Genomic DNA, 25,108 nt, shown 5'->3' on the forward strand with positions numbered 1-25,108 from the left:
GCGAACAGCCTTAAACATAGCATGCAAACAAACAAGGGGGAAAACAAATGAAGGCCAGAAAAATGGGGTTATTATTAGCAGCCGGCATCGTTGCGGTTACGGCTGTAACGGGCTGCAGCGGAAACGCAAAGAACTCATCCGCAAATTCCGGCAAGAATCAAACGGAGAGCGCGGACGGTACGGTCGACATTGAGGTGTGGGGGACCAATATCGGCTATAAGCCGGTTACGAAGGGTAGCAAGCTGTATGAATTTTATAAAGAAAAGCTTGGGGTTGGCGTTATTAACCCTTATGTGGAATGGAACGGAGGCACGAACTACCTCAACCAGCTGAACCTGAAGATCGCCGCTAACGAAATGCCGGATTTATTCATACCCCAACAGGGCATAGAGGACAATTTGGCCAAAAACGGCGCGATTGCGGATTTGACGGATTTGCTGCCTAAATATGCGCCAAACGTTTGGTCAGCCATTCCGGAGGATATTTGGAATGTCGTAAAAGCAAACGACCCAACCGGTCAAGGCCGAATTTATTATATTCCAAACATTGTGGAGTATGGTCGTTATGCGAGCATGATCCGCCAGGATTGGTTGGATAAGCTAGGCTTGTCGATGCCTAAGACGCAAGACGAATACGTAAAGGTGCTGGAAGCCTTCCGGGACAAGGATCCGAACGGAAACGGCCAAAAGGACGAGATTCCAACCGGCGGACGGGAGCAGGCCCGCTGGATGGATCATCTGTTTGCCATGTACGGGGTAGCGATGTTTGAAGGTTATCCGGACTGGGATATTTACGATGGTCAGCTTACTTACTCCGCGGTAACGCCAAATATGAAAGCTTCTCTGGAGTTTATAGCCAAGCTGTACAAGGAAGGCCTGATCGACAAGGAATCGCTGCTCAACACGAAGGATAAGTGGGAAGGCAAGATTCAGTCGGACAGGGTTGGGAATTATTTCCATTGGGTCGAACAAGGAAATCTGGTGTTCGAGAATCTGTATAAGAGCACGGGCGTAAAGGCGCAATATTCCGTTCTTCCTCTGCCCGAGGTTCCGGGATATAAGGGTTTCTACACGATGAAGAAGATCGCGAATCCGCAATGGCTGGTTAAGAACAACAAGGACCAAGACAAGCTTATGGCAACGTTGAAGCTGCTGAACAATATATACGACAAGAACAACTGGAAGGATCTGTACCTAGGCGTGGAAGGCATGCACTACGAAATGAAGGATGGCAAAGCCATCAAGCTGCCGGATGACAAGAGCACGCAAGAAAATCAAATTCTTAATCCGGTGAATAACGTATCGACATTAGACATGACCATTGATCTCTTTAACAGCACGGCATCGGAAGAGAATAAGTGGGAGATTGATCAAGTTACCCGCAACATGCAGGAAGCTCAGAAGTATGCCAAAGCGATTGCCGGCGCCGGACTGCCTGCAAACATTTACGACGGCTTCCCCGATATCAACAACCGAACTTTGTATGCGGAGTATGCGACCAAAATTATTATCGGGGAGTATCCGATCAGCAAGTTTGACGAGTTTGTAGATAAGTGGAACAAATCCGGCGGTGAAGAAGTAACGAAACGCGCAAGAGAATGGTACGAGAAAGTAAATAAATAGGCACTTTCAATCCGCCCGGCATCGATTCGAAGACGGGCGGACTTTTTTATCTTAACGGCAACAGGAGGCCTAATCATGAGTAATCGTCTTAAGGAAGTGCTTGAAGGTCAGGAACATAATTATATTCTTCCGTTTCTCTGGCAGCATGGGGAAGAAGAGTATAGAATTCGGGAAGAGATGGCACGTGTTCATGAGTCGGGAATCGGGGCGGTGTGCATCGAAGCCCGGCCGCATCCGGATTTTCTTGGTCCGAAGTGGTGGTCGGATTTGGATATTATTATGGATGAGGCAAGGCAACGCGGCATGAAGGTATGGCTGCTGGATGATGATCATTTCCCGACAGGGCATGCGGCAGGCCAAGTGAAGCAGGCTCCGGAAGAGTTTCATCGCAAGTTTTTGGCCGAGCGTTATATCGATACGGTTGGGCCGGCAAAAGGCACCTCCCTTTTGTTGGATACGCTGCTGATGAACGGACTTCGTCCGACATTCTCAACTGTAGAGTATGCTAAAGGTAGTAATAAGCTTATTTCGGTTGTAGCGGTGCAACGGAATCCTCTCGATGGGGCATTGCTTAGAGAATGTATGGATCTTACCGAACTTGTTACGGACGGTATCCTCTATTGGGATATCCCGGAAGGGTATTGGCGGGTATTTGTTATTTCAGAAAACAAAGATGGCGGAAGTATAGCTCAGGAGGATTACCTAAATCCGCTGGTTCGAGACTCCGTCCGCATTCTAATCGATACGGTGTATGAAACCGTCTATGAACGGTACAAGTCAGATTTCGGCAGCACCTTTGCCGGATTCTTTTCCGATGAACCCGGATTCTATAACGATAAAACGACCTTTGATTTCCAATCGAGACCGGGTAAAAAAGGAGTGCCGCTTCCTTGGAGCAATGAAGTGTCATCCCTGTTGGAACAGGCATTAGGCCAAGATTACTGCAAGCATCTTCATCTTCTCTGGCAGGAGGATTCAGAAGAGTATTTTAAAGTCGTTCGGTACACGTATATGAATATCGTCAGCAAGCTCTATGCGGACAATTTCTGCAACCAAATCGGAGAGTGGTGCAGAGCCCGCGGAGTAGAATATATCGGACATGTACTTGAAGATAACAACGTTCATGCAAGACTCGGGCCAGGCCCAGGCCATTTCTTCCGTTCGCTCTGGGGGCAGGATATGTCGGGGCTTGATGTGGTGCTGTGGCAGATCGTCCCGGGCTTTGATGAATTGAGCTTCCGCAACACTTCGGGGGAGACGGACAGTGAGTTCTTTCACTATGGACTTGCTAAGCTTGGCGTGTCGCTTGGGCACATTGATCCGAAAAAACAAGGCCGGACGATGTGCGAGGTGTATGGGGCATATGGCTGGACGGAAGGTCTGAAGCTGATGAAGTGGCTGACTGACCATATGCTGGTCCGGGGCGTTAACTATTTTGTTCCGCATGCCTTTACTCAGAAAGCCTTTCCGGATCCGGATTGTCCGCCGCATATGTATGCCGGCGGGAAAAATCCGCAGTACCGCTATTATAATCATTTGAATCGCTACATGAATCGGATTAGTCACCTGATTTCAGGCGGAAGACATGTGGCAACTGCGGCCGTTCTGTATCACGCTGAAGCTGAGTGGTCCGGGGAAGCGATGTATTTCCATAAACCAGTAAAGGCATTGATGCAGCATCAAATCGACTGCGATGTTCTTCCGGTTGACGTCCTATTGGAAGCGTCAAGCGTGAAGGACAACAAGCTGCTTGTAAATCAAGAGGATTATGAATGCCTGATTGTGCCTTATTCCGAAGCGCTTCCGGAATCGATGATTCGAGGCTTGGGTCAGTTTGCTGAACAAGGACTTGAGATTCTTTTCATCCAAGGACTGCCGTCAAGATCAAGTGAGGGCTCTGATGCTTCAGCCGAATTATCGTGGCTTGCCGATCATCCGAATGTGAAGCTGGTGTCTTTGGACAATCTAGCACAGGAGCTTATTGCAAGCGGTCATTACGATGTCAGAGTGGATCAATATCAGCCGTATCTTCGAAACTATCACTACCTTCATGATGGCCTGGAGGTGTTTATGTTCTTTAACGAACACCCGTATCAAACGATCGATACGAGGATTAATCTTCCGATCCAAGGGGATGTCTATGCCTATGATGCCTACCTGAATCGGATGACCAGAATTAAAGCAGATAGGAAAGATGGTAGAAGTACGGTGCAGCTGGTCCTTTCTCCATATGAATCTATCCTCATCCTCCACGGGGCGGATCTTGATAATTGCATCGCGATTCCACAACAAATAGCTGGAGCAGGCTTAGAGTTATCAGGTGAATGGACGGTTTCTATCGCTAATGCTGAACAGTACCCTAACTTCAAGGAATGGGGAAATCTGGCGGCGTTAACGACTATGAGCAGGCCTGACTATTTACCGCGATTCAGCGGCACGTTCCGATATGAAACGGAATTTGAATGGAAAGAATCCTCGGTCCAGGCTCACATAGAACTGGGAGAGGTTTATGAAACGGCGGAGGTATGGTTGAATGGCGAGCAGGCAGGAGTCCGCATATGCCCTCCTTACCGTCTGGAAATCAGCGGTCTGCTGAAGAAGGGCATAAACAAGCTTGTCATCGAAGTCACGAATACGCTTGCAAAAGACCAACGCGATTTTTTGTCGTCCTTTGCGCAGCAGGAGCCAAGTGGACTTATCGGACCAGTTACCGTGAGAAGAATTACAAAAACGTAAGATTATTTTTGAGGTGCTGTGAGAAACAGTGCCTTTTTTTATTTTCGAGTCCTTTTGAATATGTCGTCAAAACGTTAGTGTTGCGTCGTTAATGTGTTAGTTGTCCTTTGGTATCGGCTATAAAATGGGGCTATAACCGAAACTAAGGGGGAGTAAGCATGGGATTACTATTTCCAGATCATTTTTTATGGGGAGCATCAACGGCCGCCCATCAGGTAGAAGGCAATAATACGAATTCTGATTTTTGGCTGATGGAAAATTTGGAAGGGTCGTTGTTCAAGGAGCCATCAGGCAGCGCTGTAGACCACTATAACCGTTATAGGGAGGATATTGCGGCAATGGCCCGTTTGGGCCTGAATGCCTATCGGTTCTCCATTGAATGGGCTCGGATTGAGCCGGAGGAAGGGCGATTCGAACCGGCGGAAATCGAACATTACCGGGACATGCTGCTTGCATGTAAAGAATCGAATATCACACCAATCGTTACCCTGCATCATTTCAGCTCGCCTCAATGGTTAATCCGTGAAGGAGGCTGGGAATCGGCTCAAACGCCTGCACGGTTTGCCCGTTACTGTACGCATGTTATGCGTGAGTTAGGCGATTTGCTTCCGTACGTATGTACGATTAACGAAGCGAACATCTCCATTGGAATCAAAAAAATTATGAAGCGCATGCAAGCCCAAGCGAAAACCCCGGGAGCGCAGGTCGGCCTGAATACGGGAGACAACATGTCTCAAATGCAAAAATATTTTATGGCACTGAGCAAGGCATTTGGCCTGCCTCCAACCGAGGTCCATTCTTTCCTGGCTCCTCGCACTGAGAATGGCCTGACGACGATATTTCAAGCGCATAGGGAAGCAAAAGCGGCAATTCGACGGATTAGTCCGCTGACAAAGGTCGGAGTGACGCTGTCGCTTTACGACATACAAAGTGTGCCCGGCGGAGAAGAGCAAGCGGCACATGCCTGGCAGGAGGAGTTTCTTCAATTCCTCCCTTATCTGCAGGACGATGACTTTTTCGGGTTGCAAAACTATACGCGTGCCGTTTATGGACCGGAGGGAATTCTTCCTTTACCGGAAGGCGCCGAGATCACCCAGATGGGGAACGAATATTACCCGGAGGGGCTGGGAGCTGTTGTCCGATATGTCAGCAAGCAGCTAAATATTCCAATCATCATCACGGAGAACGGGATAGCAACGGATGATGATACGCGCCGTGTTGCCTTTATTGATCAAGCGTTGAAGGGCGTGCATGATTGTATTGCGGACGGCATTCAGGTGAATGGCTATATGCATTGGTCGCTGATGGATAATTTTGAGTGGCAGCTCGGGTTCTCCAAACGATTTGGACTTATTGAAGTGGACCGAACCAGTCAGGAACGGACAATAAAACCTAGCGGTATTCATCTGGGGAACATTGCGAAGAGGAACGCGATCCAATAGATTCATGGGGCCGTAGAGCCCGAAGGGGCTGAACGGGCGTTTGCCCGTTCAGTCTTTTTTAATTCTGAGGCCGTTTGTATTGAATCATCGAAAAGTCGATAAAACGTCAGGATGAGGTCGTCAGATTGTTAGTTGGATGTAACCGCATCCATTAAGATCGAAGTAAGAACTATCAAAGTCAATTACAGAAAGGAATGGATTTTGAATGGACACAGCGCTTGTACCGCAGGCGGGTATTCCGCACAAGAAAAAAAAGAATAAATACCGCAAATATGCGCCTCTACTAATCATGATGGTGCCCGGACTTCTATACCTGTTGTTCAATAACTATCTGCCGATGCTCGGGATCGCGATTGCTTTCAAAAAAATAAACTTCGCTAAAGGCTTGCTGGAAAGCGATTGGGTTGCTTTTGAAAATTTTAAGTACCTGTTTAAGACGTCAGACGCTTTTATCATTACTCGTAATACAATCCTCTATAATCTTCTGTTTATTGTTGTGGGAACTTTCTTGTCCTTTGCCTGTGCTATATTGCTGAACGAAATCAAAAACAAAGCCGTATTGAAGTTCTACCAAAGCATCATCACGCTGCCGCACTTGATTTCTATGGTTATCGTCAGCTATCTGGTCTACGCCCTCCTGAGTGCGGATACGGGATTTATGAATCATACGGTACTCCCTTGGTTTGGCATGAAGGATGGCATTTCGTGGTATACCGAAGAAAAGTACTGGCCGTGGATATTAACCTTGGTTCATTTCTGGAAAAGCGTCGGTTACTCCAGCATCGTCTTCTTTGCGGCGCTGCTTGGCATTGACGAGGAGTATTATGAAGCCGCGAGACTTGACGGTGCAAGCCGGCTCCAGCAGATCCGCCACATTACTTTGCCCATTCTGACACCGGTCATCATTATGCTGACGCTGCTTAGCATCGGACGTATCTTCTACTCGGATTTCGGCTTATTCTATCAGGTGCCAATGAACTCCGGAGCCTTATTTAACACAACGGCTACGATTGATACCTATGTATTCAAAGGGCTGATGGGCAGCGGCGATATTGGCATGTCTGCTGCGGCAGGCGTCTATCAATCGATCGTTGGATTCTTGCTCGTCATGCTTGCGAACTATATTGTGCGGCTGTACAGCAAAGACAGCGCATTGTTCTAAGCCTGTGCTTACGAAGCAGAATTGCTTCGCAATTCTTTTAGCTTATGCTTACGAAGCAAGAATTGCTTTGCAATTCTTTTAGCTTATGCTTACGAAGCAGAATTGCTTCGCAATTCTTTTAGCTTCACAATTCTTTTAGGAGGCAGACAACCATGAAGAACGAGAGTAGAGGCTTGACCTTATTCAGCCATATCATGATGTTCTTGTTCGCCGTATTTTGCATCGTCCCGTTCGTTCTGCTTATTTCCGCTTCGCTGACGGATCAGAATGATATCATCGCACACGGATACTCCTTCATCCCCCAAACATTCAGCACTTCAGCGTACGAGTACTTGTATGAGAGAGGGGCGGAAATCACCCGTGCTTACGGAGTTACGATCTTCGTGACGGTAGTTGGTACGGTACTTGGCTTAGCTATCACGACCTTATTGGCCTATCCGCTGTCCAGAAGTGTTACCCCTCATCGTAATCTGATTATGTTTATCGTCTTCTTCACGATGCTGTTTCAAGGCGGGCTTGTACCCTCCTACCTGGTATACACTCAGATTTTTGATATTAAAAATACGATTTGGGCCTTGATCATCCCCGGGCTTCTAATGAACGGATTTTACGTCATGCTGATGCGGACTTTCTTCCAATCGACTATTCCGGGCGCATTGATTGAATCTGCGCAAATGGATGGGGCTGGTGAATACAGAACCTTATGGTCCATCGTGCTTCCGTTGTCTACGCCCATACTGGCGACGATTGGCTTGTTTGAATGTATTATGTACTGGAACGACTGGCAGCTCGGGATGATTTACATCACCAACCCTAAGCTGTTCAGTATTCAAAACCTGCTTAACCGAATTATGCAGGACATCGATTTCATCAACACCAATTTGTCCAGCAATGCTAGCGATGTAATGCAGCAAATGCCTACCGATTCCGTAAAAATGGCCATTGCGGTAATCGGAGTGCTGCCTATCCTTGTAGCGTATCCTTTCTTCCAAAAATACTTTATCAAAGGCATCATGATTGGTGCCGTTAAAGGCTAAAGAACGAACAACTCCTAAAGTTCCATATTGAACGCCACAACTGAAAGATATGGTTGTGGCGTTAGTGCTTGCTAAACGTTTATGATAGATGCAAGACTTATTACCTATCCGCAAAAGGGGCCCGGAAGACATGAAAACTCCAATATTGTACTGGCAGCAAACCTCTCTTCGGTTCAAGTTGATCGTCAGCGTACTTATTATGACGACGCCTCTGATAGGGATGCTTATCTACAACAACTACTATGCGATTCATGTCGTCCGCGGCCAGGTTGCGGATTCCTATAAGAATACGTTAAAGCTGTATAAGAATCAGATCGATTCCAATCTTGACGATATCGACTCGTATATGAGTACGGTAGCCGGTTCCGGCTATGATTTGTTATCCCTTAGCCAGGCAGCGACGGATGGAGACTACTACTCTTCCAAGATTTATTTATTCAACAAACTAAGCCAGGAGATTAATTTGTTTGATCCGATTGGCTCCTTTTTTGTATATACCAAACATAGACAAGATTATTTGAATGTATCAAAGAGCGATCCCTATGCCATCAAGGAACATGACAGAATCCAAGAATTTATCATAGACTACATTCACGAAAGTCCATTTCCGCAGGGCGGTTCATCATCTAAAGTGTGGACGTCTGTCCGGATTGATGACGACAACTACCTGATCGATATTGTGCATGCCGGCGATGCCTACCTTGGAGCATGGATCAAAACCGATGAAATATTAACACCTCTCGATTCTCTTCAGATTGGTGAAGGGGGAGAGGCGTTGTTAGCCAATATGCAAAATGAACCTATTTCCAATTCAATTCTAGCAGGTAAATATGGGATCGAGCTTAAGCAAGATGTAAGCGAGTATTACATCTCGGGCACGAGAAAGAAATTTCTCGTTATAGGGGCGCCTTCAAATCGCGGAGACTTCAATACGGTTGCATTAGTGCCTGATGAATATATATTGGCAAAGCTCCCCTATCTTCAATACATTATTTGGTTTATTACGTTAGCAGCCTTTCTATTTGTCCCTATAGGACTTTATTCCATGAGGAGATCGATTCTGCTTCCTTTATATCGATTGCTGAGAACGATGAAGAAGGTCAGGGAAGGCGACTGGAGCAGCAGGGTAGAGCTGAGTCATACTTCCGGGGAATTTCAAATCATTGGCGGAGCGTTTAACGCCATGATGTCTGAGGTGGAACGCCTTCGCGTCAATGTATACGAGGAGCAGCTGAACAAGCAAAAAGAGGAGCTGCAGCGTCTGCAGCTGCAGGTCAATCCTCATTTTTTCCTGAACACGCTTAATATCATTTATAATCTGGCAAAGGTCAAAAATTATGATTTAATCCTGGAAATGACGATGTCGTTAATCGAATATTTCCGTTACATGTTCCGAAGCAATACCTCGTTCGTACCGCTCAGGGACGAGCTTGATCATACCCGGAATTATTTGAAGATTCAAAGTCTGCGGTTTCCGGAAAAACTGAAATGGGTGATTCATTCGCCCGAATATTTATCGGATGTGCCTATCCCGCCGCTAGTTATCCAATCCTTTGTCGAGAATGCGATTAAACATGCCGTTACGCTGGATGAGCCGCTCTCCATTGTTGTGAACATTGAATTTTTGACCGAGGAGCAAGGGTCCAGAATGAAAATAAGCATCAGGGATTCAGGGCAAGGATTTAATCGTGAACTGCTTGCAGAGCTGCAGGCAGGCAGAAGCGTTGCGAATGAACTTGGCGAACATACCGGAATCTGGAACGTGGAACGGCGAATAAGGCTTTTATACGGTGAAACGGCCTCGATCCAATATGATAACGATAAGGAGACAGGAGGAGCGAGGATTGAGATGATTATGCCTACAAATCCGGGAATGGAGGAAACAAGATGAATTACCAGCTGCTTATTGTAGACGACGAAGTTCTTGCCATTGAAGGGGTAAAGGCAGATCTCGATCTTCCTAAATTGGGCATCGCCAAGCTGCTTACTGCAATCAACATCCGGCAAGCTAAAGACTTGTTCGAAAGCGAAAGAATCGATATTCTGCTGTGCGATATCGAGATGCCTCAAGGAAGCGGATTTGATCTGTTGTCTTGGGTGCAAGAGCACTACCCGAACACGGCGACAATCTTCTTCACAAGCCATGCCAATTTCAAATACGCCAAGGAAGCGCTCCAGCTAGGGAGTCTGGATTATTTGCTCAAGCCTGTTCGAGCGGCCGACTTGGAGAATGCCATTCGAAAGGCGCAAGCCGTTATTGACCGAAGCAGCGAAATGAATAGAAACAGTCAATCCCACCAATTATGGCTTAAGCATCATACCTTTATAATCGAACGGTTCTGGGTAGATCTGATCAATCATTCTACACCAAGCAAGCCAGCCGCAATTAGAGATCAAGTGGAGCGTCATCATATTCCGATCAGCGATGAATCGGTCTTTCTTCCCATTCTGATTTCCATTAAGAGATGGAAGAAAGGGCTTGATCGAAGAGACGAGAAGATTCTTGAATACGCGCTTAGAAAATCCGCTGAAGAAATGTTAATCGGCGATCATTCAAACGGAATATGCTTTCCGCTCGATCGGGGAATGCTTCTGGTCATACTGGTCACAAACCGGGGAACGAGCTGGGATTATGACTACTTGATTAACGCTTTTCAACAATATACGGATTCATGCAACCATTATTTCTATTGTGACCTGTCCTGTTATTTCGGGAAGACGGTAGAAGCCTGTGAGATGGCGGACATGGTTGCGGAGTTGCGGCGTCGGGACCGGAACAATGTAGTCTTCGCAAACCAGCTTTTCTTGCATGATGATAATTGGAGCTCCATGCCGCCCGTAAAGCTTCCGGCACTCGGAGTAGTGGCTTCTCTGCTAAAGACGGGCACGAAGGATGCCGTTGTTCATGAAGTGGAAGCGATCGTAAACAACCTTGTCCATAATCAGGGGATAGATGCCGGGACTTTACATCAGTTCAATCAAAATTTCACGCAAGTCGTATACTCCTTTCTCAACCTAAGAGGTATTGAAGCGAATCAGTTATTCGGAGATGAAGAGTCAAGACAGATTTCGGAGTCGGCAGTCTTGTCCCTAACCAATATGATGGCATGGGTGCATCATGCGGTGAGTAAAGCGATGAACCATGCGGAGGTAGTAAAAGAAACCGAAAAGATCGTTCGAAGCGTCAAAAGCTATATTTCTCTTCATTTAGACCAGGATATGACGCGGGAAATGATCGCTGACCAGGTCTTTCTGCATCCGGATTATTTAACAAGAATTTTCAAGAAAGAAACGGGCTATGCTTTATCCGATTATATTGTACTGGAAAAAATAAAGGTTGCGAGGGAACTATTGTCTCAAACGGACCGCCCCGTAAGCTCAATAGCATCGACGCTCGGTTATACGAATTTCTCGTATTTTACAAAGCTGTTCAAAAAGCATGCCGGGATCGGGCCAATGGAATATAGAAATCAGTTCTCGGCTGCTAACAAGTCGTGAAAACGCTATTATGCGGTCGTTAGATTGCTAGTCGGTTAATGATGCACAGCGATATGATGAAGGAGTTCATTCATTATATTTTAGGGGGACATACGATGAATAAAAAAGCCAGACTAGCCACGCTGACGCTTGCCGCTGTCATGCTAACCGGAGTGGCGGCAGGATGCTCGTCATCCAAGAATGAAGGTAACAAGGGTACATCCTCAGAGCCGGCTTCGAGTGCAAGCGCAAGTCCAGCCAGCGCTACAAAAGATCCGTATGAGATTGCCATTGCCGTGCCGGTATTTGGTGCTGTCCCGAAGGATTTGCCAGCGGTACAAGAAGAAATCAGCAAAATCGCGCAAGCTAAAATGAATACAACGGTAAAGATCATACCTGTCAGTATCGGTGCGTGGGGCCAGCAGATGAATCTGATGACTTCCGGCCGCGAGAAGCTGGATTTGTTCTTTGAATTTGGTCAAGGTTATAGTGCCGATGTAGCTGCAGGAAAGATTATCCCGCTGGATGATCTCCTGAATCAATATGGAGAGGGAATCAAAAACCAGATTGCTCCGGAGTATTTGAATAGCGCCAAGATTAATGGGAAAATCTACGGAGCGCCTGTCTACAAGGATTATACGACAGGGGTTCCCGGGGTGCTTATGCGAAAAGATCTGGTAGACAAATATCAGATTGATGTAGCCTCTATCAAGACAATTGACGACCTGGATCAAGTCTATGAGACGATAAAAAAGAACGAGCCGACAATCGTTCCGCTTGGTGCCGGATTAACCCTGCCTTCGGATAAATATGTTTGGTACGATAAACTGGGAGACCGTTATGGGGTATTGCCCGGTTATGACAATGATCTTAAGGTTGTGAACCTCTTTGAAACCAAAGAGTATGAGGACTATCTGAATAAAATGCACAGCTGGGCGAAGGCAGGATACTTTAATAAGGATGCGGCTACGAGTCAAGTTGGGGGATTTGAACTGCTGAAAGCGGATAAAGCCTTTTCTTACTTTATCGGTCTTAAACCGGGCAACTTGGAATCGGAAACGAGAGCTGCGGGCAAAGAGCTTGTATTCGTGCCTTTAATGTCGGACATTTATGCAACTACATCCGATACCCTTGGAGGCTTGTGGACCATCTCCAGCAACTCCTCGAATCCTGAGCGAGTGATGATGTTTATGAATCTGATGTACACGGATAAGGATATCGCGAATTTATTCATTTTTGGCATTGAGGGAAAAGACTATGTGAAAGTAACCGACACCTCGATCGATTATCCGGAAGGGGTTGATTCGAAGACAGTCGGCTATAGCTTCCAAAGCTGGATGTATGCGAACCCTTCCATCGCTTATCTCATGAAATCGGACCATCAGGAAATGTGGAAATTAACGGCGGAAGCGAATCAGAACGCGATCAAATCGAAAGCGCTTGGCTTTGCCTTCAACTCGGAGCCAGTGAAGAATGAGATTACGGCTCTTAAGAATGTAACCGATCAATATGTAAAAGGTCTGGAAACGGGCACATTTGATCCGGCTGACAAGCTGCCGGAATTCAGAGCTAAACTGAAGGCAGCGGGCATCGATAAAGTCATTGCGGAAAAACAAAAGCAGCTTGATGCATGGGCAGCTGCAAACCAAAAGTAATAGTGATGAACCAGGCCTCCATTTAAGAGGCCTGGTTTTTATTTTTGCCTATTTGCCCCTAATCTGCGGAAGTCGGTAAAACGTTAGGGATAGGTCGTGAGATTGTTAGTGAGCGCTCCGTATTGTTTTTATAATCATAATAAATCATTAAGAACAAAGGAGCCTGATTATGATGTTATATCCTATCTTATCGGAAACCCGAAGCGTGATTGATCTTAGCGGAATATGGAACTTTAAATTGGACAAAGGAACCGGATTCCAGGAAGAGTGGTATAAGGAGGCTCTCTCGAATCCGATTAGGATGTCTGTACCTGGTTCTTTCAACGATGCCGGAGTTACAGGAGATATCCGCAACCATGTCGGATGGGTCTGGTATGAGAGAGATTTTACCGTACCGAATTTACTCCTCTCTCAACGAATCGTGCTGCGCTTCGGTTCTGCGACGCATAAAGCCAAGGTCTATGTGAATGGCGTTCTTGTCATAGAGCATGTAGGCGGCTTTACTCCTTTCGAGGCTGAAATCAACGAGCATTTGAGTACAGGGAATAACCGGTTGACCGTTGCCGTAAACAACATCGTGGACGAAACAACGCTGCCGATGGGAACGTACAGCGAATCGGAAGTTCCGGGAATAGGGAAAGTCGCCAAGAACAGCCCTTATTTCGACTTCTTCAATTATGCGGGTCTGCACAGGCCGGTCAAGATTTATACGACGCCTAAGTCCTATATCAAGGATGTCGTGATTGTTACGGATCTTAAGGATACGACGGGAATTGTCCGGTACGAGGCTGCGATTCAAGGGAATGCGCAGGTTAAGGCAACGATTGTTGATGAGCAGGGATCGCCGGTCGCAGCGGTTTATGGGGAGAGCGGTTCTTGCAGCATTGAGAACGTGTCTGTCTGGGAGCCTCTTGCCGCTTATCTGTACACGCTGAAGCTGGAATTGCTTCAAGACGGACAAGTAATCGACGTTTATGATCAACCGTTTGGCGTCCGGACGGTCGAAGTGAAAGACGGCAAGTTCCTCATTAATGACAAGCCTTTCTACTTTAAAGGATTCGGTAAGCACGAGGATACGCCTATTAATGGAAGAGGCCTTAATGAAGCTGCCAATGTGATGGATTTCCGGTTGATGAAGTGGATCGGAGCGAACTCCTTCCGTACGGCGCATTACCCTTATTCGGAGGAAGTGATGAGACTGGCTGACCGGGAGGGAATTGTAGTCATCGATGAAACCCCGGCGGTTGGTTTGCATCTTAATTTCAATGTGGTTGCGCATAGCAACGGAGCAAAGCGGAATACATGGGAAGTGCTGCAGACGCAAGAAGCGCATCAACAAGTAGTGCGAGAGCTCATCGCACGGGATAAAAACCATCCTAGCGTGGTGATGTGGTGTATTGCCAATGAACCGGCATCAGAAGAAGACGGTGCAGCAGAGTATTTCCAGCCGCTCGTGGAGCTCGCGAAAGCAATCGATCCGCAGAGAAGACCGGTTACAATCGTGACGCATATTGCGGCTACCCCTGACCGTGACAAAGTGGCGGAGTTGATCGATGTCATTTGCATTAACCGCTACTACGGCTGGTACGCATTACCCGGCGAATTTGAATCCGCCAAGTTGGCGCTTCGCGCTGAATTAAACGGCTGGAGCAAGCGCTGCCCAGGGAAGCCGGTTATGATGACGGAGTACGGAACAGATACGATCGCGGGACTTCATGATGTGGACCCCGTCATGTTCACGGAAGAGTATCAGGTTGAGTTTTACCGAGCGAATCATGAGGTGTTCGACGAATTTGAGCATTTTATCGGCGAGCAGGTTTGGAATTTCGCGGATTTCCAGACGAGCCAGAGCATTATCCGGGTTCAAGGGAATAAGAAAGGGATCTTCACCAGAGACCGGAAGCCAAAATATGCGGCGCATGAATTGCGCAAGAGATGGACAGCGATTCCGGACTTTCATTATAAAGGGTAGCTTGGGGAGGTAACCGACATGTTGGAAGTCGTATCGCTGCGAACGGAGTATTTGGACAATCCCTTGGGATTGGATGCGAGGAAGCCGCGTCTAGGCTGGAAGCTTAGATGTGATGGCAGGAATGTCATGCAAAGTGCCTATCACGTGCAAGCCTCTTCAGCCGAGAGCTTCAGTAACATGCTTTGGGACAGCGGAAAGGTAGAGACGAGCCAGTCGCAAGGCATCCGCTATGCCGGTCCGGAATTGAAGTCAATCCAGCGCGTTTATTGGCGGGTGAAGGTATGGAACAATCTTGGCGAAGAGTCACCGTTTAGCGAGCCGGTTTTTTTTGAAACGGGACTTCTTTATTCATCGGATTGGAAGGCAGCATGGATTGAACCGGAGAAAGAAATCGACATTCACGCTTATAAGCCGGCTCCGTATATCCGCAAGGAATTCACTGTCAAGAAAGGGCTTGTCTCGGCTAGAGCTTGCCTGACGGCGAAAGGACTGTACAGCTTTTTTATAAACGGTCACGAAGGGACGGATCATTTATTTACGCCGGGCTTCACCTCTTACTACAAACGGCACCAATATCAAGTCTATGATGTCACACATCTGCTGCGGGAAGGCGTTAATGCACTCGGCGCCATTCTTGGAGACGGCTGGTGGAGAGGAGCTACCGGCGGGGCAAGTCTAAAGAACAATTTTGGATATAAAGTAGCTTTTCTTGGGCAGATGGTGTTGGACTACGAGGATGGCAGCCGTGAGACTATCGGCAGTGATTCCTCTTTTAAAACTTCTACTGGGCCTTTGCTGAAATCAGACATGAAGGCCGGTGATCGGTTCGACGCCAGAATTTCCATTCAAGGCTGGAACCAGCCTGGTTTCGATGATTCCTCTTGGGGGAATGTTGAGGTCGCCGGAGACGGCTATGATAACCTGATTGCAACCCGCAGTGTACCGGTAAAACAAAAAGAGAAATTTGCGCCTAGCGTACTGCGGACCCCAAATGGTGAAACCGTGCTGGATTTCGGGCAGAATATCGCCGGCTGGGTTGAGATGAAGGTTCAAGGGGAAGCGGGAACGGAAGTCGTGTTAATCCATGGAGAGGCTTTGAACCGGGATGGTAACTTCACGCTTCATCATCTTGCAGAGCATGGAGAAATGGAAGATTTCCAAGAGGTTCGTTATATCCTTGCGGGTAATGGTGAAGAGCGCTATCATCCCCGGTTTTCGATCTTTGGTTTCCGATATGTCTTGGTTAAGAATTATCCGGGAGAGGTCAAACCGGAGAATTTTACGGCTGTGGCGGTTTATTCCGATTTGGAACAGACGGGTGACTTTATCTGTTCCAATCCGTTGATCAATCAACTCGTTTCCAACTCCAAGTGGAGCCAAAAGGGGAATTTCATGGAGGTTCCCACGGATTGCCCGACAAGGGAACGAGCCGCATGGGCCGGGGATGCGCAGGTGTTTAGCAGAACGGCTGCGGATTTCATGAATGTATATCCTTTCTTCGAGAAATGGATGGAAGACGTAGCGGCAGAGCAATTCCAGGACGGTTCAATCGGAAGTACGGTGCCAACTGTATTGGGACATCACAGTATGGAGGAATGGGAACGGGTATCCAAACAACATACGAATCCAATGATGGCTCTGCGCAGACCTAAGCCCGGAACTGCTGGAATGCTCGACGGCTCTTCGGGCTGGGGCGACGCGGCCGTGATCATCCCGTGGACCATATATCTCTGCTATGGGGACAAGGCCATTCTCGAGAATCAGTTCGATTCAGCGAAGGCATGGGTAGACTATATGGCCGTCTGCGCGAGAAACTCGAACGAACGGTTTATAAATACCCCGGCTTATCAGAACTATACGGATGGGGAGCTTGACGCGGACTATATTTGGGATACGAAATTCCACTGGGGAGAATGGCTGGAAGCCGACACTGAATTTAACGATTTGGCAGCGGTCATGAGCAAAACCCAAGGCTGTTATCCGGATGTTGCGACGGCTTATTACGCCTACTCCACCCGTCTATTAGCCGAAATGGCTTCGGTGCTGGAGAAGACGGAGGATGAGGCGAAATACCGCCAACTCTATGACAAAATCAAACGGGTCTATAATAAGTACTTCATTAAAGAAGATGGGAGTATTCTCGAAGACCGACAGGCGCCTAATGTCCGTACGCTCGCATTTGGTCTGGCCGAAGAAAATAAGCAGCAAGCCGTTGCCGATCGGCTTGCACAGCTGATTATTGAGCAGGACTATCATTTAAATACGGGCTTCCTGTCGACGCCATTTATTCTCCATACGCTCGCGGATAATGGGCATACCGATATTGCGTTCCGTTTGCTCGAGCAGGATACTTGTCCATCGTGGCTGTATGCCGTTAGCAAGGGAGCAACAACGATATGGGAGAGCTGGAGGGGCATGAAGCCAAACGGCGAATTATCGGGCTCCTTGAATCATTACTCTTACGGGGCTGTATGTGATTTCCTCTTTGCGTGTATTGCCGGTATTCGTCCGGTATGGGAGACGCCAGGTTACAAGCATTTCCGGCTAAAACCGCTCGTTGGAGGAACGCTGACGCACGCAAGGGCAACGTTTGAATCTCTTTACGGAACCATTCGCTCCAGCTGGGAGAAGGCAGGCGAACGAGTGACCTATCGTTTCGAGGTGCCGGTAAATACGACGGCTATGATTATGCTTCCCGGAACCCTGGATGATCGGATAAAAGTTACAGGCGAGTTCCCGGACGCTCGATATGAAGAGGGCCGTGTTGTATTTACGGCGGGGAGCGGCGACTATACTTTTACAATTTAGATGGAGTAAGCTTTCGAAGCAAGAACAACCCTATTGGCCAGACATGGCCCCTTGTACAAGTGCCCTGGCATAATAAACAAAAGCGAGTCTTGGCTGCCGCCAAGGCCTTTTCATTTTGCTATATGCTTGAATAAAATTTTTGTTAATTTTGTTGCAAATGCAACAAAATTAAATTAATATTGGTTAGTTAGGAAAGTTAGTAAAAGAAATTGACGGAGCTGAATGTATGAAGGAAATTCTGCGTGAAATTGGAATGATTGCCAGAGCGTTAGATTCTATAAGCAATATAGAATTTAAAGAATTTGACCTTACAAAAGGACAATACTTGTACCTTGTCCGTATATGCGAAAACCCGGGAATCATTCAAGAAAAGCTGGCCGAATTGATTAAGGTGGACCGTACAACCGCAGCTCGCGCTATTCAAAAGCTTGAGCTTAATGGCTTTATTGAAAAGAAAGATGATGAATGTAACAAAAAAATAAAAAAACTCTTCCCAACAGAGAAAGGGGAGGCGGTGTTTCCTTTTATTCTAAGAGAAAACGACCACTCTAACAGTGTTGCATTAGCGGGGTTTTCCGAGAGCGAAGCAGAAACCATATTTCATCTACTTCAAAGAGTAAGAAAAAACATAGAAATTGACTGGGAATTTGTTAAGAAGGGAAACAAGAGGGATTATTGATATTAGATAAGGAGCCGGATATACAAATGACTGTAACGATAAAAGAATGTACACGTGAAGACCTGCAGCTACTCCAAGAAATCAGTGTTGAAACATTCAACGATACCTTTAAAGATCAGAATTCTCCCGAGAATATGAAAGCCTATCTGGAAAGAGCCTTTAACTCTAATCAGCTGCAGAAGGAGTTATCCAATAGCTCTTCTGCATTCTATTTCATTTTTTGCAAGGAAGAAATTGCAGGATATTTAAAAGTAAATATGAACGATGCTCAATCTGAAAAGATGGGTGATGAGTCGCTCGAAATAGAGAGGATTTATATACGCAACAGCTATCAGAGAAAAGGACTTGGCAAATATCTCTTTAACAAAGCAATGGAGACAGCCATTAGACAAAACAAAAAGAAGATCTGGCTGGGCGTTTGGGAAAAGAATGAGAATGCCATTGATTTTTATAAAAAAATGGGGTTTGTTCAAACGGGAGCTCACTCGTTTTATATGGGTGATGAAGAACAAATAGACGTTATAATGACCAAAACGCCATGATACAATTACTGACCATTAGCAGTCCGGAAGTGTCTGTTCTCTCTTAACCTTTTGCTTGAGCATCTATTGGAATTATTGCTATAATTTCCTAATAGAGCTTAGTAATCGCAGCATGTAAAGGCAAAGGGGGATGGAAGATGGAGCTGTGTAATGAAAGTTTTATTGTCAGCATCGACCGTTTTAAGCCGCATACCTTTCAAGTTATTGAAGGAGATGGCATCTTTATATCGCATTCGCATGATTATGATGAGTTAACTCTTATCCTCGAAGGTGAAGGATACTATAGCTCTCCCGAACAAAATGCAAAAGTAAGTGCAGGCAATCTGATCTTAATTCCGCCCGGACTTCATCATGGCTTCGTATGTACCGTGCCTTGGAGAGGAGTATCCGTCCATTTCAAGCACGATCGGCTCCCGATTCAATGCCAATACCTGTTCCATGCCGGCTATGACCGTAACCGGATCCACATCATCCAGCTTGACGAGGAGGATACCCATTGGGCAGAAATAAGCATCAGCCAGCTGGAGAAGGAATGGAAGAAGGAGCAGGACAGCATCGATTCCCTAAATATTATGAGGATTGCTTTCGAAACGGCGGTTGTCTTATTCCAGCGGTATAAGGCTGATTGCCCCCATATGGCCGGTGGCAACGACCAGACGATTATACAGGAAGTTTTAAAGGAGATTCACGCAAGGTTCTATAGCCAGCTTACGGTGCATGAGCTCGCATCCAAGCATTATGTGTCGGAAAGTAATCTGCGCAAAAAATTTACGGAAGTGATCGGGCTGTCCCCCAAGCAATATATGATTAATCTTCGGATGGAAGAGGCCAAAAGGCTGCTGCGGCAGACCGATAAAGCGATTGAATCCATTTCCTCGGAGGTAGGGTTTACTTCATCCAGCAGGTTCTATGATTTCTTCGTCAAAGCAGTTGGCGTTACGCCGTTTGAATGGCGCAAACAACATATGAAATAACGTGTTTTTAAACCGTCTCCTGAAGGCGGTTTTTTTTCGACCGTCGAAACCGATTTGGCTATTCCTTATTTTGAGCAAAAAGTGAAGCGCTTTCGTAATTGCTCACGATGGTGAATCTCCTAGATAATAGGAAATGGAAAGAGTAATAAAGGATCTGGAAAAGGAGAGAGTAGATGGCACAAGATGATACGTTTACCAACCCTATTGTTGCAAGCGCTGCCGATCCTTGGGTGTATAAGCATACCGACGGTTATTATTACTTTATGTGTACGCGGGGGAGCCGTCTGGAACTGACCCGATCGACTAATTTAACAGGACTTGCAGAGGGACGCAAACAAACAATCTGGACACCGGAGCCGTGCGGCCCGTACAGCAGTAATTTGTGGGCACCGGAAATCCACTATTTGAACAACAAGTGGTACATTTACTACACGGCCAATGACGGAGGAGGGGATGAATCCCGCCGGATATGTGTATTGGAGAATGATCGGGCAAACCCGCTTGATGGCGAGTGGACTTGGAAGGGTGCACTGCAGACTCCTGTGCCTGGACTAGATGGAACGGTCCTGCATATGAAAGATCAGCTGTACTTCCTGTACGCCGGTTATGGTCACTACCCGGATTATGGTTCAGCGGTTTATATCATGCGGATGACAAATCCGTGGACATTAACCGGAGAACAGACCTTGCTTACGGCTCCAACCTTGGAATGGGAGAAGCAGGGCGGTATGGCGATAAATGAAGGTCCGGTTACGCTGAGGCGGAACGGAAGGGTATTTCTTATTTATTCGGCAAGCACCACCTGGTCCGAGGATTATGCACTAGGAATGCTTACGATGGATGAGGCGGCAGATCCGATGCTGGCAGAATCCTGGACGAAGACGATGGAGCCGGTGTTCCGCAAGAGCGTGGAGAACGGAGTCTATGCAACCGGGCACAACAGCTTTACCAAGTCGCCGGATGATCAGGAGGATTGGATCGTATTCCATGCCTTGCCTGCTCCTGGTGCCGATACGAAGCATCGTGCGACACGCATTCAGAAATTTGGCTGGAATCCGGATGGAACGCCTGATTTTGGTATTCCATATGGTGACACGCATGCTTTGAAGGTTCCTTCGGGCGAATAAAGAGCAGATATTTTTTTGCTAATTAATACATTTATTTTGTAACCAATTAGTTTTTTTGTGAATCAAAAGTGATTACGAACCCTGTTATTAAGGGGTTCCTTCACTTTAAGTTAGTTCTTTAGTTCTATTATTTAAAGATGAAAACGTTGACATTCCGGGGCAGCCAATCCTTTTAAAATGAAAACAGGGGGATAAAACATGGGAACGATGAAGAAACGCTTGCTTAACCTGTTACTGGTATCCGTACTAACCGGTTCTGCGCTTTCGGCCTGCAGCAACAACAATAACGATCCGAAGGAATCCGCGGATCCGGCAGCAACGACCGAAAGCTCGCAGGCACCTGCCGAGACGACAGCCTTCTCCGACATCAGCCCGACGATCCGCGGCAATAAAACTCCTACCCAAGAACAGATGGATGAAGTCAACAACACCTTAAACGATACTTACCTGGGTGATCTCTATGATGAGAAGATCCCAAGCCATTATGAAGCTTATCCCTATAAAAAGGATGTCACGCTGGATGTATGGCTGCCGGCCGACTCCAACATTCCGGAGATGAATAACCAGGTCGTCCAGAAGCAAGTAGAGAAATTAACCGGCATTAAAGTGAATTTCATTACGCCTCCGGTAGGCCAGGAAGCGGATGCTTTCACCCTGATGATGTCCTCCGGCGAGCTGCCGGACATTGTTATCGAGCCTGAACGTTATTCGGGCGGTCTGGAAGCAGGCGTCAAGGACGGAGCTTATCTGGATTTGACCGACCTGATGGAGAAGAATGCACCTAACTATTCGGAATGGCGCAACTCCGATGAGACAAGAAGGAAAACAACGGTAACCGACAGCGGCAAGCTCCTTGGCTTCTACGGCATCGCTCCCTATTCCGAATGGATGTGGTTCGGCATGCTGATCAAGAAGGAAGCATTGGAGAAGACGGGCCTCGAAGTGCCGAATACGATTGACGAATGGCATGCTTTCCTGACCAAAGCGAAGGAAGTTGGCTACAGCGAGCCGCTTAACTACGGCTCGACGTACGGCCAAATCTTTACCGGTATTATCAACGGCGCTTACGGCGTATGGGACTGGACGTTTATGGATGCGGACGGCAAAGTGCAATGGGGTCCTGCCCAGTCGAAAGCGAAGGAATACCTGGCGACCATGCAGCAATGGAATAAGGAAGGGCTGCTGAACCGCGACTGGGCAACGGCGGACTTCAACCAGCGGATGGCAAGTGCCATCTCGAATAAAACAGCGGTAATGATGGACTCTCCGGATACGATGTGGAGCTACTGGAAGCAGCAGAACAATATCGATTTCGTAGGCGCTTTGAATCCGGTTCTGAACGCTGGGGACAAAGCGGCAACAACGTACAAAAACTTCAAGAGAACGGGCAGATCGGCTGCGGTCACTACCCAGGCCGATGATGTGGAAGCGGCTATGGCTTGGCTCGATTTTGCTTACAGCAAGAAAGGCTGGGAAATACTGAACTACGGCGAATACGGCAAAGTCCATCTGGTTGACGAGACGGGCAAGCCTTACTTCCAGCCGGAAAGCTACATTTACAAAGATCCAGACGGCCAGCCGGTTGCAACAACGCTCGTGAAATACCGCATGCATTCGTGGCCGGATATCCGCGATGAGCATAACTCCAATCCGCTTATCGTGGCAGAAGGCAGCTATTCGGGCGACATCCGCAAATATTGGACGGAAAATATGGACACAAGCGTAGCCATGCCTCCGGTTACGTTCACAACGGAGGAGGCATCCCGTGAAGCCGAACTTGGCAACCAGCTGTCGACGCTGCGCGGTGAATATTTTGCCAAGATTATTTCGGGCAAGCTTCCGGTAGATGCGTACGACAAGTTCCTGAGCGAGGCGAAGAAGATGGGACTTGAAGAGTTCCTGAGCATCCATCAGGCTGCTCTTGACCGGTATAACGGTAGATAACGGCAGGTCCATACAGGAGACAAACGGGCATGGCCGCTTGCGGATTCCGCGGGCGGCTGTGCTCCTACCTGGGAAATAAGGCGGTGGATGTATGAGAACGGGTCAAATCATTAAAAAGGACTTCAGAAAAAACTGGTTTGCTTATATATTGGCGATTCCGGTTATTGCATGGTTTGCGATTTTCTGTTACGGACCGATGTGGGGATTGTTAATTGCGTTTAAGGATTTCAAGCCGCTGCTTGGTTTCGCGAACAGCGATTGGGTCGGGCTGAAGCACTTTATTGATTTCTTCGAAGGGCCCTATTTCTGGAGGGTTGTCAAAAACACGCTGCTCCTGAACGTTTGGGGCATTGCATTCGGATTTACTGCTCCGATTGTATTGGCGCTTATGCTGAATGAAATCCGTGACGGCAAGTTCAAGAAGCTGGTTCAGACGATCACGTACATGCCGCACTTTATCTCTCTGGTTGTCGTGTGCGGGATGATTCATATTTTTACGGCGGATGAAGGGGTTATTACGCAGCTGCTGCAGCTGATTACGGGTAAGGACTACACGTCGCTGCTGGGCTATTCCAATTTCTTCAGGCCGATCTATACGTTCTCCGACATTTGGCAGAGTATCGGCTGGTCCAGTATTATCTATCTCGCTGCTATGAGCTCTATTGATTCGACGCTGTACGAAGCAGCGGATATTGACGGGATCGGCAGGCTGGGGAAAATGTGGCATATTACGCTTCCGCAGATCAGCCCGGTTATCATTATTCTGTTTATTTTCGCGGTAGGCGGCATTATGGCATCCAGCTATGAGAAGATTATCCTTCTCTATAATCCTTTAACCTATGACAAGGCGGACGTCATTGCGTCCTATGTATACCGAAGAGGCTTGCGCGAGGCGAGCTTAAGCTATTCGACAGCTGTCGGTCTCATCAGCTCGCTGGTCAACTTTGCCCTTCTGTGGGCAACGAACAGGATAGCAAGCCGTAAATCCGATGTGAGCTTATGGTAGGAAAGGGGAGGCTATTGCGATGAAGTATTATTCGATAGGCAGCAGGGCATTTGATACGGTTATTTATGTGCTGCTTGCGGCTTTAACATTGTGCTGCCTTTATCCGATCGTCCATATTATATTCGCTTCCGTCAGCGATCCCGCGAGACTGGTAGCTCACAAAGGGGTTCTGCTCAAGCCGCTTGGACTTACGATGGACGGCTACAAGCTGATCTTCAAGGATAACAGTCTATTAGTCGGCTACAAGAATACCATTTTATATGTAGGACTCGGAACACTGGTGAATATGCTCATGACGATTATGGGGGCCTTTGTCTTATCGAGACGGGATATGTATTTCAAAAAATATATCATGATCATCATTACCATTACGATGTTTTTTGGCGGCGGATTAATTCCCTGGTTCTTATTAATGAAGGATATCGGCCTCTACAACAATCTGTGGGCGATGATATTGCCTACTGCTCTGAATACTTGGAATATGATCGTGCTCCGGACGGGCTTCCAGTCTATTCCGACGGAGCTGGAGGAAGCGGCCATTATTGATGGCGCAAGCCAGCTGAAGCTGCTCGTGAACGTCATTCTGCCGCTTTCCAAAGCGACTCTCGCCGTTATTTTTCTATACTATCTCGTTGGCAACTGGAACTCCTGGTTTAATGCGATGGTACTGCTCAAAGACCGTGATCAATTCCCGCTGCAGCTTCTGCTGAAGGAGATTCTAGTCGCCAATGATTCAACGGCTACCACGCAGGGCAGCGCCGGCGGCGTCATTATTGACAGTGCTTCGAGTGCAACCGCCTTCCGGGAGCTGGTGAAGTATTGCACGATCGTGTTCTCGACGCTGCCGATTCTGATGGTGTATCCGTTCCTTCAGAAATATTTTGTCAAAGGCGTCTATGTTGGTTCAATTAAAGGCTAAGTGCAA

General features: G+C 47.3%; 17 protein-coding genes. All 17 read left to right on the plus strand.

Going from position 1 to position 25,108, the window contains the following annotated elements; genetic code table 11:
* Positions 1–47 precede the first annotated feature (47 nt).
* The 17 genes from BM200_RS16120 (at position 48) to BM200_RS16200 (ending at position 25,102) form a co-directional block, all read left to right on the plus strand.
* Positions 48–1,622, plus strand: coding sequence for a type 2 periplasmic-binding domain-containing protein (locus BM200_RS16120; RefSeq protein ID WP_091187336.1), 1,575 nt, complete (start codon positions 48–50; stop codon positions 1,620–1,622).
* Positions 1,623–1,697: 75 nt separating this feature from the next.
* The gene (locus tag BM200_RS16125) at positions 1,698–4,358 is read left to right on the plus strand and encodes a glycosylhydrolase-like jelly roll fold domain-containing protein (protein ID WP_091187338.1); all 2,661 of its coding nucleotides are present in this window, start codon (positions 1,698–1,700) and stop codon (positions 4,356–4,358) included.
* A 158-nt stretch (positions 4,359–4,516) separates the two neighbouring features.
* On the plus strand, positions 4,517–5,800 hold the full coding sequence (locus tag BM200_RS16130) for a glycoside hydrolase family 1 protein (protein WP_091187340.1): 1,284 nt from the start codon (positions 4,517–4,519) through the stop codon (positions 5,798–5,800).
* A 205-nt stretch (positions 5,801–6,005) separates the two neighbouring features.
* A complete protein-coding gene (locus BM200_RS16135; RefSeq protein ID WP_091187342.1) occupies positions 6,006–6,962 on the plus strand; it encodes an ABC transporter permease in 957 nt (318 codons plus the stop codon).
* 152 nt (positions 6,963–7,114) lie between these two features.
* Positions 7,115–7,999: a carbohydrate ABC transporter permease gene (locus tag BM200_RS16140; protein ID WP_091187343.1), complete on the plus strand. Its 885-nt coding sequence runs from the start codon at positions 7,115–7,117 to the stop codon at positions 7,997–7,999.
* Positions 8,000–8,129: 130 nt separating this feature from the next.
* Complete coding sequence (locus BM200_RS16145; RefSeq protein WP_175532893.1) at positions 8,130–9,890, plus strand: sensor histidine kinase; 1,761 nt, start codon at positions 8,130–8,132, stop codon at positions 9,888–9,890.
* Complete coding sequence (locus BM200_RS16150) at positions 9,887–11,497, plus strand: response regulator transcription factor (protein ID WP_091187347.1); 1,611 nt, start codon at positions 9,887–9,889, stop codon at positions 11,495–11,497. Before BM200_RS16145 ends, BM200_RS16150 begins: the two co-directional genes overlap by 4 nt.
* A gap of 95 nt (positions 11,498–11,592) precedes the next feature.
* Entirely contained in the window at positions 11,593–13,131 is a 1,539-nt protein-coding gene (locus BM200_RS16155; RefSeq protein ID WP_091187348.1) for an ABC transporter substrate-binding protein, read from the plus strand.
* Positions 13,132–13,303: 172 nt separating this feature from the next.
* On the plus strand, positions 13,304–15,103 hold the full coding sequence (gene uidA / locus BM200_RS16160; RefSeq protein WP_091187350.1) for a beta-glucuronidase: 1,800 nt from the start codon (positions 13,304–13,306) through the stop codon (positions 15,101–15,103).
* An 18-nt stretch (positions 15,104–15,121) separates the two neighbouring features.
* Complete coding sequence (locus BM200_RS16165; RefSeq protein ID WP_091187352.1) at positions 15,122–17,911, plus strand: family 78 glycoside hydrolase catalytic domain; 2,790 nt, start codon at positions 15,122–15,124, stop codon at positions 17,909–17,911.
* Between the two features lie 226 nt (positions 17,912–18,137).
* Positions 18,138–18,590, plus strand: coding sequence for a MarR family winged helix-turn-helix transcriptional regulator (locus tag BM200_RS16170; RefSeq protein WP_091187354.1), 453 nt, complete (start codon positions 18,138–18,140; stop codon positions 18,588–18,590).
* A gap of 26 nt (positions 18,591–18,616) precedes the next feature.
* Positions 18,617–19,132: a spermidine/spermine N(1)-acetyltransferase gene (gene paiA, locus BM200_RS16175; protein ID WP_091187929.1), complete on the plus strand. Its 516-nt coding sequence runs from the start codon at positions 18,617–18,619 to the stop codon at positions 19,130–19,132.
* A gap of 137 nt (positions 19,133–19,269) precedes the next feature.
* Positions 19,270–20,106, plus strand: a complete 837-nt coding sequence (locus tag BM200_RS16180) for a helix-turn-helix transcriptional regulator (protein ID WP_091187356.1) — start codon at positions 19,270–19,272, stop codon at positions 20,104–20,106.
* A gap of 173 nt (positions 20,107–20,279) precedes the next feature.
* A complete protein-coding gene (locus tag BM200_RS16185; RefSeq protein WP_091187357.1) occupies positions 20,280–21,233 on the plus strand; it encodes a glycoside hydrolase family 43 protein in 954 nt (317 codons plus the stop codon).
* A gap of 198 nt (positions 21,234–21,431) precedes the next feature.
* A complete protein-coding gene (locus tag BM200_RS16190; protein WP_091187358.1) occupies positions 21,432–23,177 on the plus strand; it encodes a type 2 periplasmic-binding domain-containing protein in 1,746 nt (581 codons plus the stop codon).
* A 91-nt stretch (positions 23,178–23,268) separates the two neighbouring features.
* Positions 23,269–24,183 (plus strand): ABC transporter permease, encoded by a 915-nt coding sequence (locus BM200_RS16195; protein ID WP_091187360.1) that lies wholly within the window; start codon positions 23,269–23,271, stop codon positions 24,181–24,183.
* Between the two features lie 19 nt (positions 24,184–24,202).
* On the plus strand, positions 24,203–25,102 hold the full coding sequence (locus tag BM200_RS16200) for a carbohydrate ABC transporter permease (protein WP_091187361.1): 900 nt from the start codon (positions 24,203–24,205) through the stop codon (positions 25,100–25,102).
* The last annotated feature ends 6 nt before the right edge of the window (positions 25,103–25,108 follow it).

This window comes from Paenibacillus catalpae (genome assembly GCF_900112695.1).
In the GTDB taxonomy this organism is placed as follows: domain Bacteria; phylum Bacillota; class Bacilli; order Paenibacillales; family Paenibacillaceae; genus Pristimantibacillus; species Pristimantibacillus catalpae.

Bases quoted from the DNA above. Each gene is read 5' to 3' on its own strand.
- paiA (WP_091187929.1), top strand. From the start codon at position 18,617: ATGACTGTAACGATAAAAGAATGTACACGTGAAGACCTGCAGCTACTC.
- BM200_RS16140 (WP_091187343.1), top strand. From the start codon at position 7,115: ATGAAGAACGAGAGTAGAGGCTTGACCTTATTCAGCCATATCATGATG.
- BM200_RS16120 (WP_091187336.1), top strand. From the start codon at position 48: ATGAAGGCCAGAAAAATGGGGTTATTATTAGCAGCCGGCATCGTTGCG.
- BM200_RS16180 (WP_091187356.1), top strand. From the start codon at position 19,270: ATGGAGCTGTGTAATGAAAGTTTTATTGTCAGCATCGACCGTTTTAAG.
- uidA (WP_091187350.1), top strand. From the start codon at position 13,304: ATGTTATATCCTATCTTATCGGAAACCCGAAGCGTGATTGATCTTAGC.
- BM200_RS16200 (WP_091187361.1), top strand. From the start codon at position 24,203: ATGAAGTATTATTCGATAGGCAGCAGGGCATTTGATACGGTTATTTAT.
- BM200_RS16165 (WP_091187352.1), top strand. From the start codon at position 15,122: ATGTTGGAAGTCGTATCGCTGCGAACGGAGTATTTGGACAATCCCTTG.
- BM200_RS16185 (WP_091187357.1), top strand. From the start codon at position 20,280: ATGGCACAAGATGATACGTTTACCAACCCTATTGTTGCAAGCGCTGCC.
- BM200_RS16190 (WP_091187358.1), top strand. From the start codon at position 21,432: ATGGGAACGATGAAGAAACGCTTGCTTAACCTGTTACTGGTATCCGTA.
- BM200_RS16145 (WP_175532893.1), top strand. From the start codon at position 8,130: ATGAAAACTCCAATATTGTACTGGCAGCAAACCTCTCTTCGGTTCAAG.
- BM200_RS16170 (WP_091187354.1), top strand. From the start codon at position 18,138: ATGAAGGAAATTCTGCGTGAAATTGGAATGATTGCCAGAGCGTTAGAT.
- BM200_RS16130 (WP_091187340.1), top strand. From the start codon at position 4,517: ATGGGATTACTATTTCCAGATCATTTTTTATGGGGAGCATCAACGGCC.
- BM200_RS16150 (WP_091187347.1), top strand. From the start codon at position 9,887: ATGAATTACCAGCTGCTTATTGTAGACGACGAAGTTCTTGCCATTGAA.
- BM200_RS16125 (WP_091187338.1), top strand. From the start codon at position 1,698: ATGAGTAATCGTCTTAAGGAAGTGCTTGAAGGTCAGGAACATAATTAT.
- BM200_RS16155 (WP_091187348.1), top strand. From the start codon at position 11,593: ATGAATAAAAAAGCCAGACTAGCCACGCTGACGCTTGCCGCTGTCATG.
- BM200_RS16195 (WP_091187360.1), top strand. From the start codon at position 23,269: ATGAGAACGGGTCAAATCATTAAAAAGGACTTCAGAAAAAACTGGTTT.
- BM200_RS16135 (WP_091187342.1), top strand. From the start codon at position 6,006: ATGGACACAGCGCTTGTACCGCAGGCGGGTATTCCGCACAAGAAAAAA.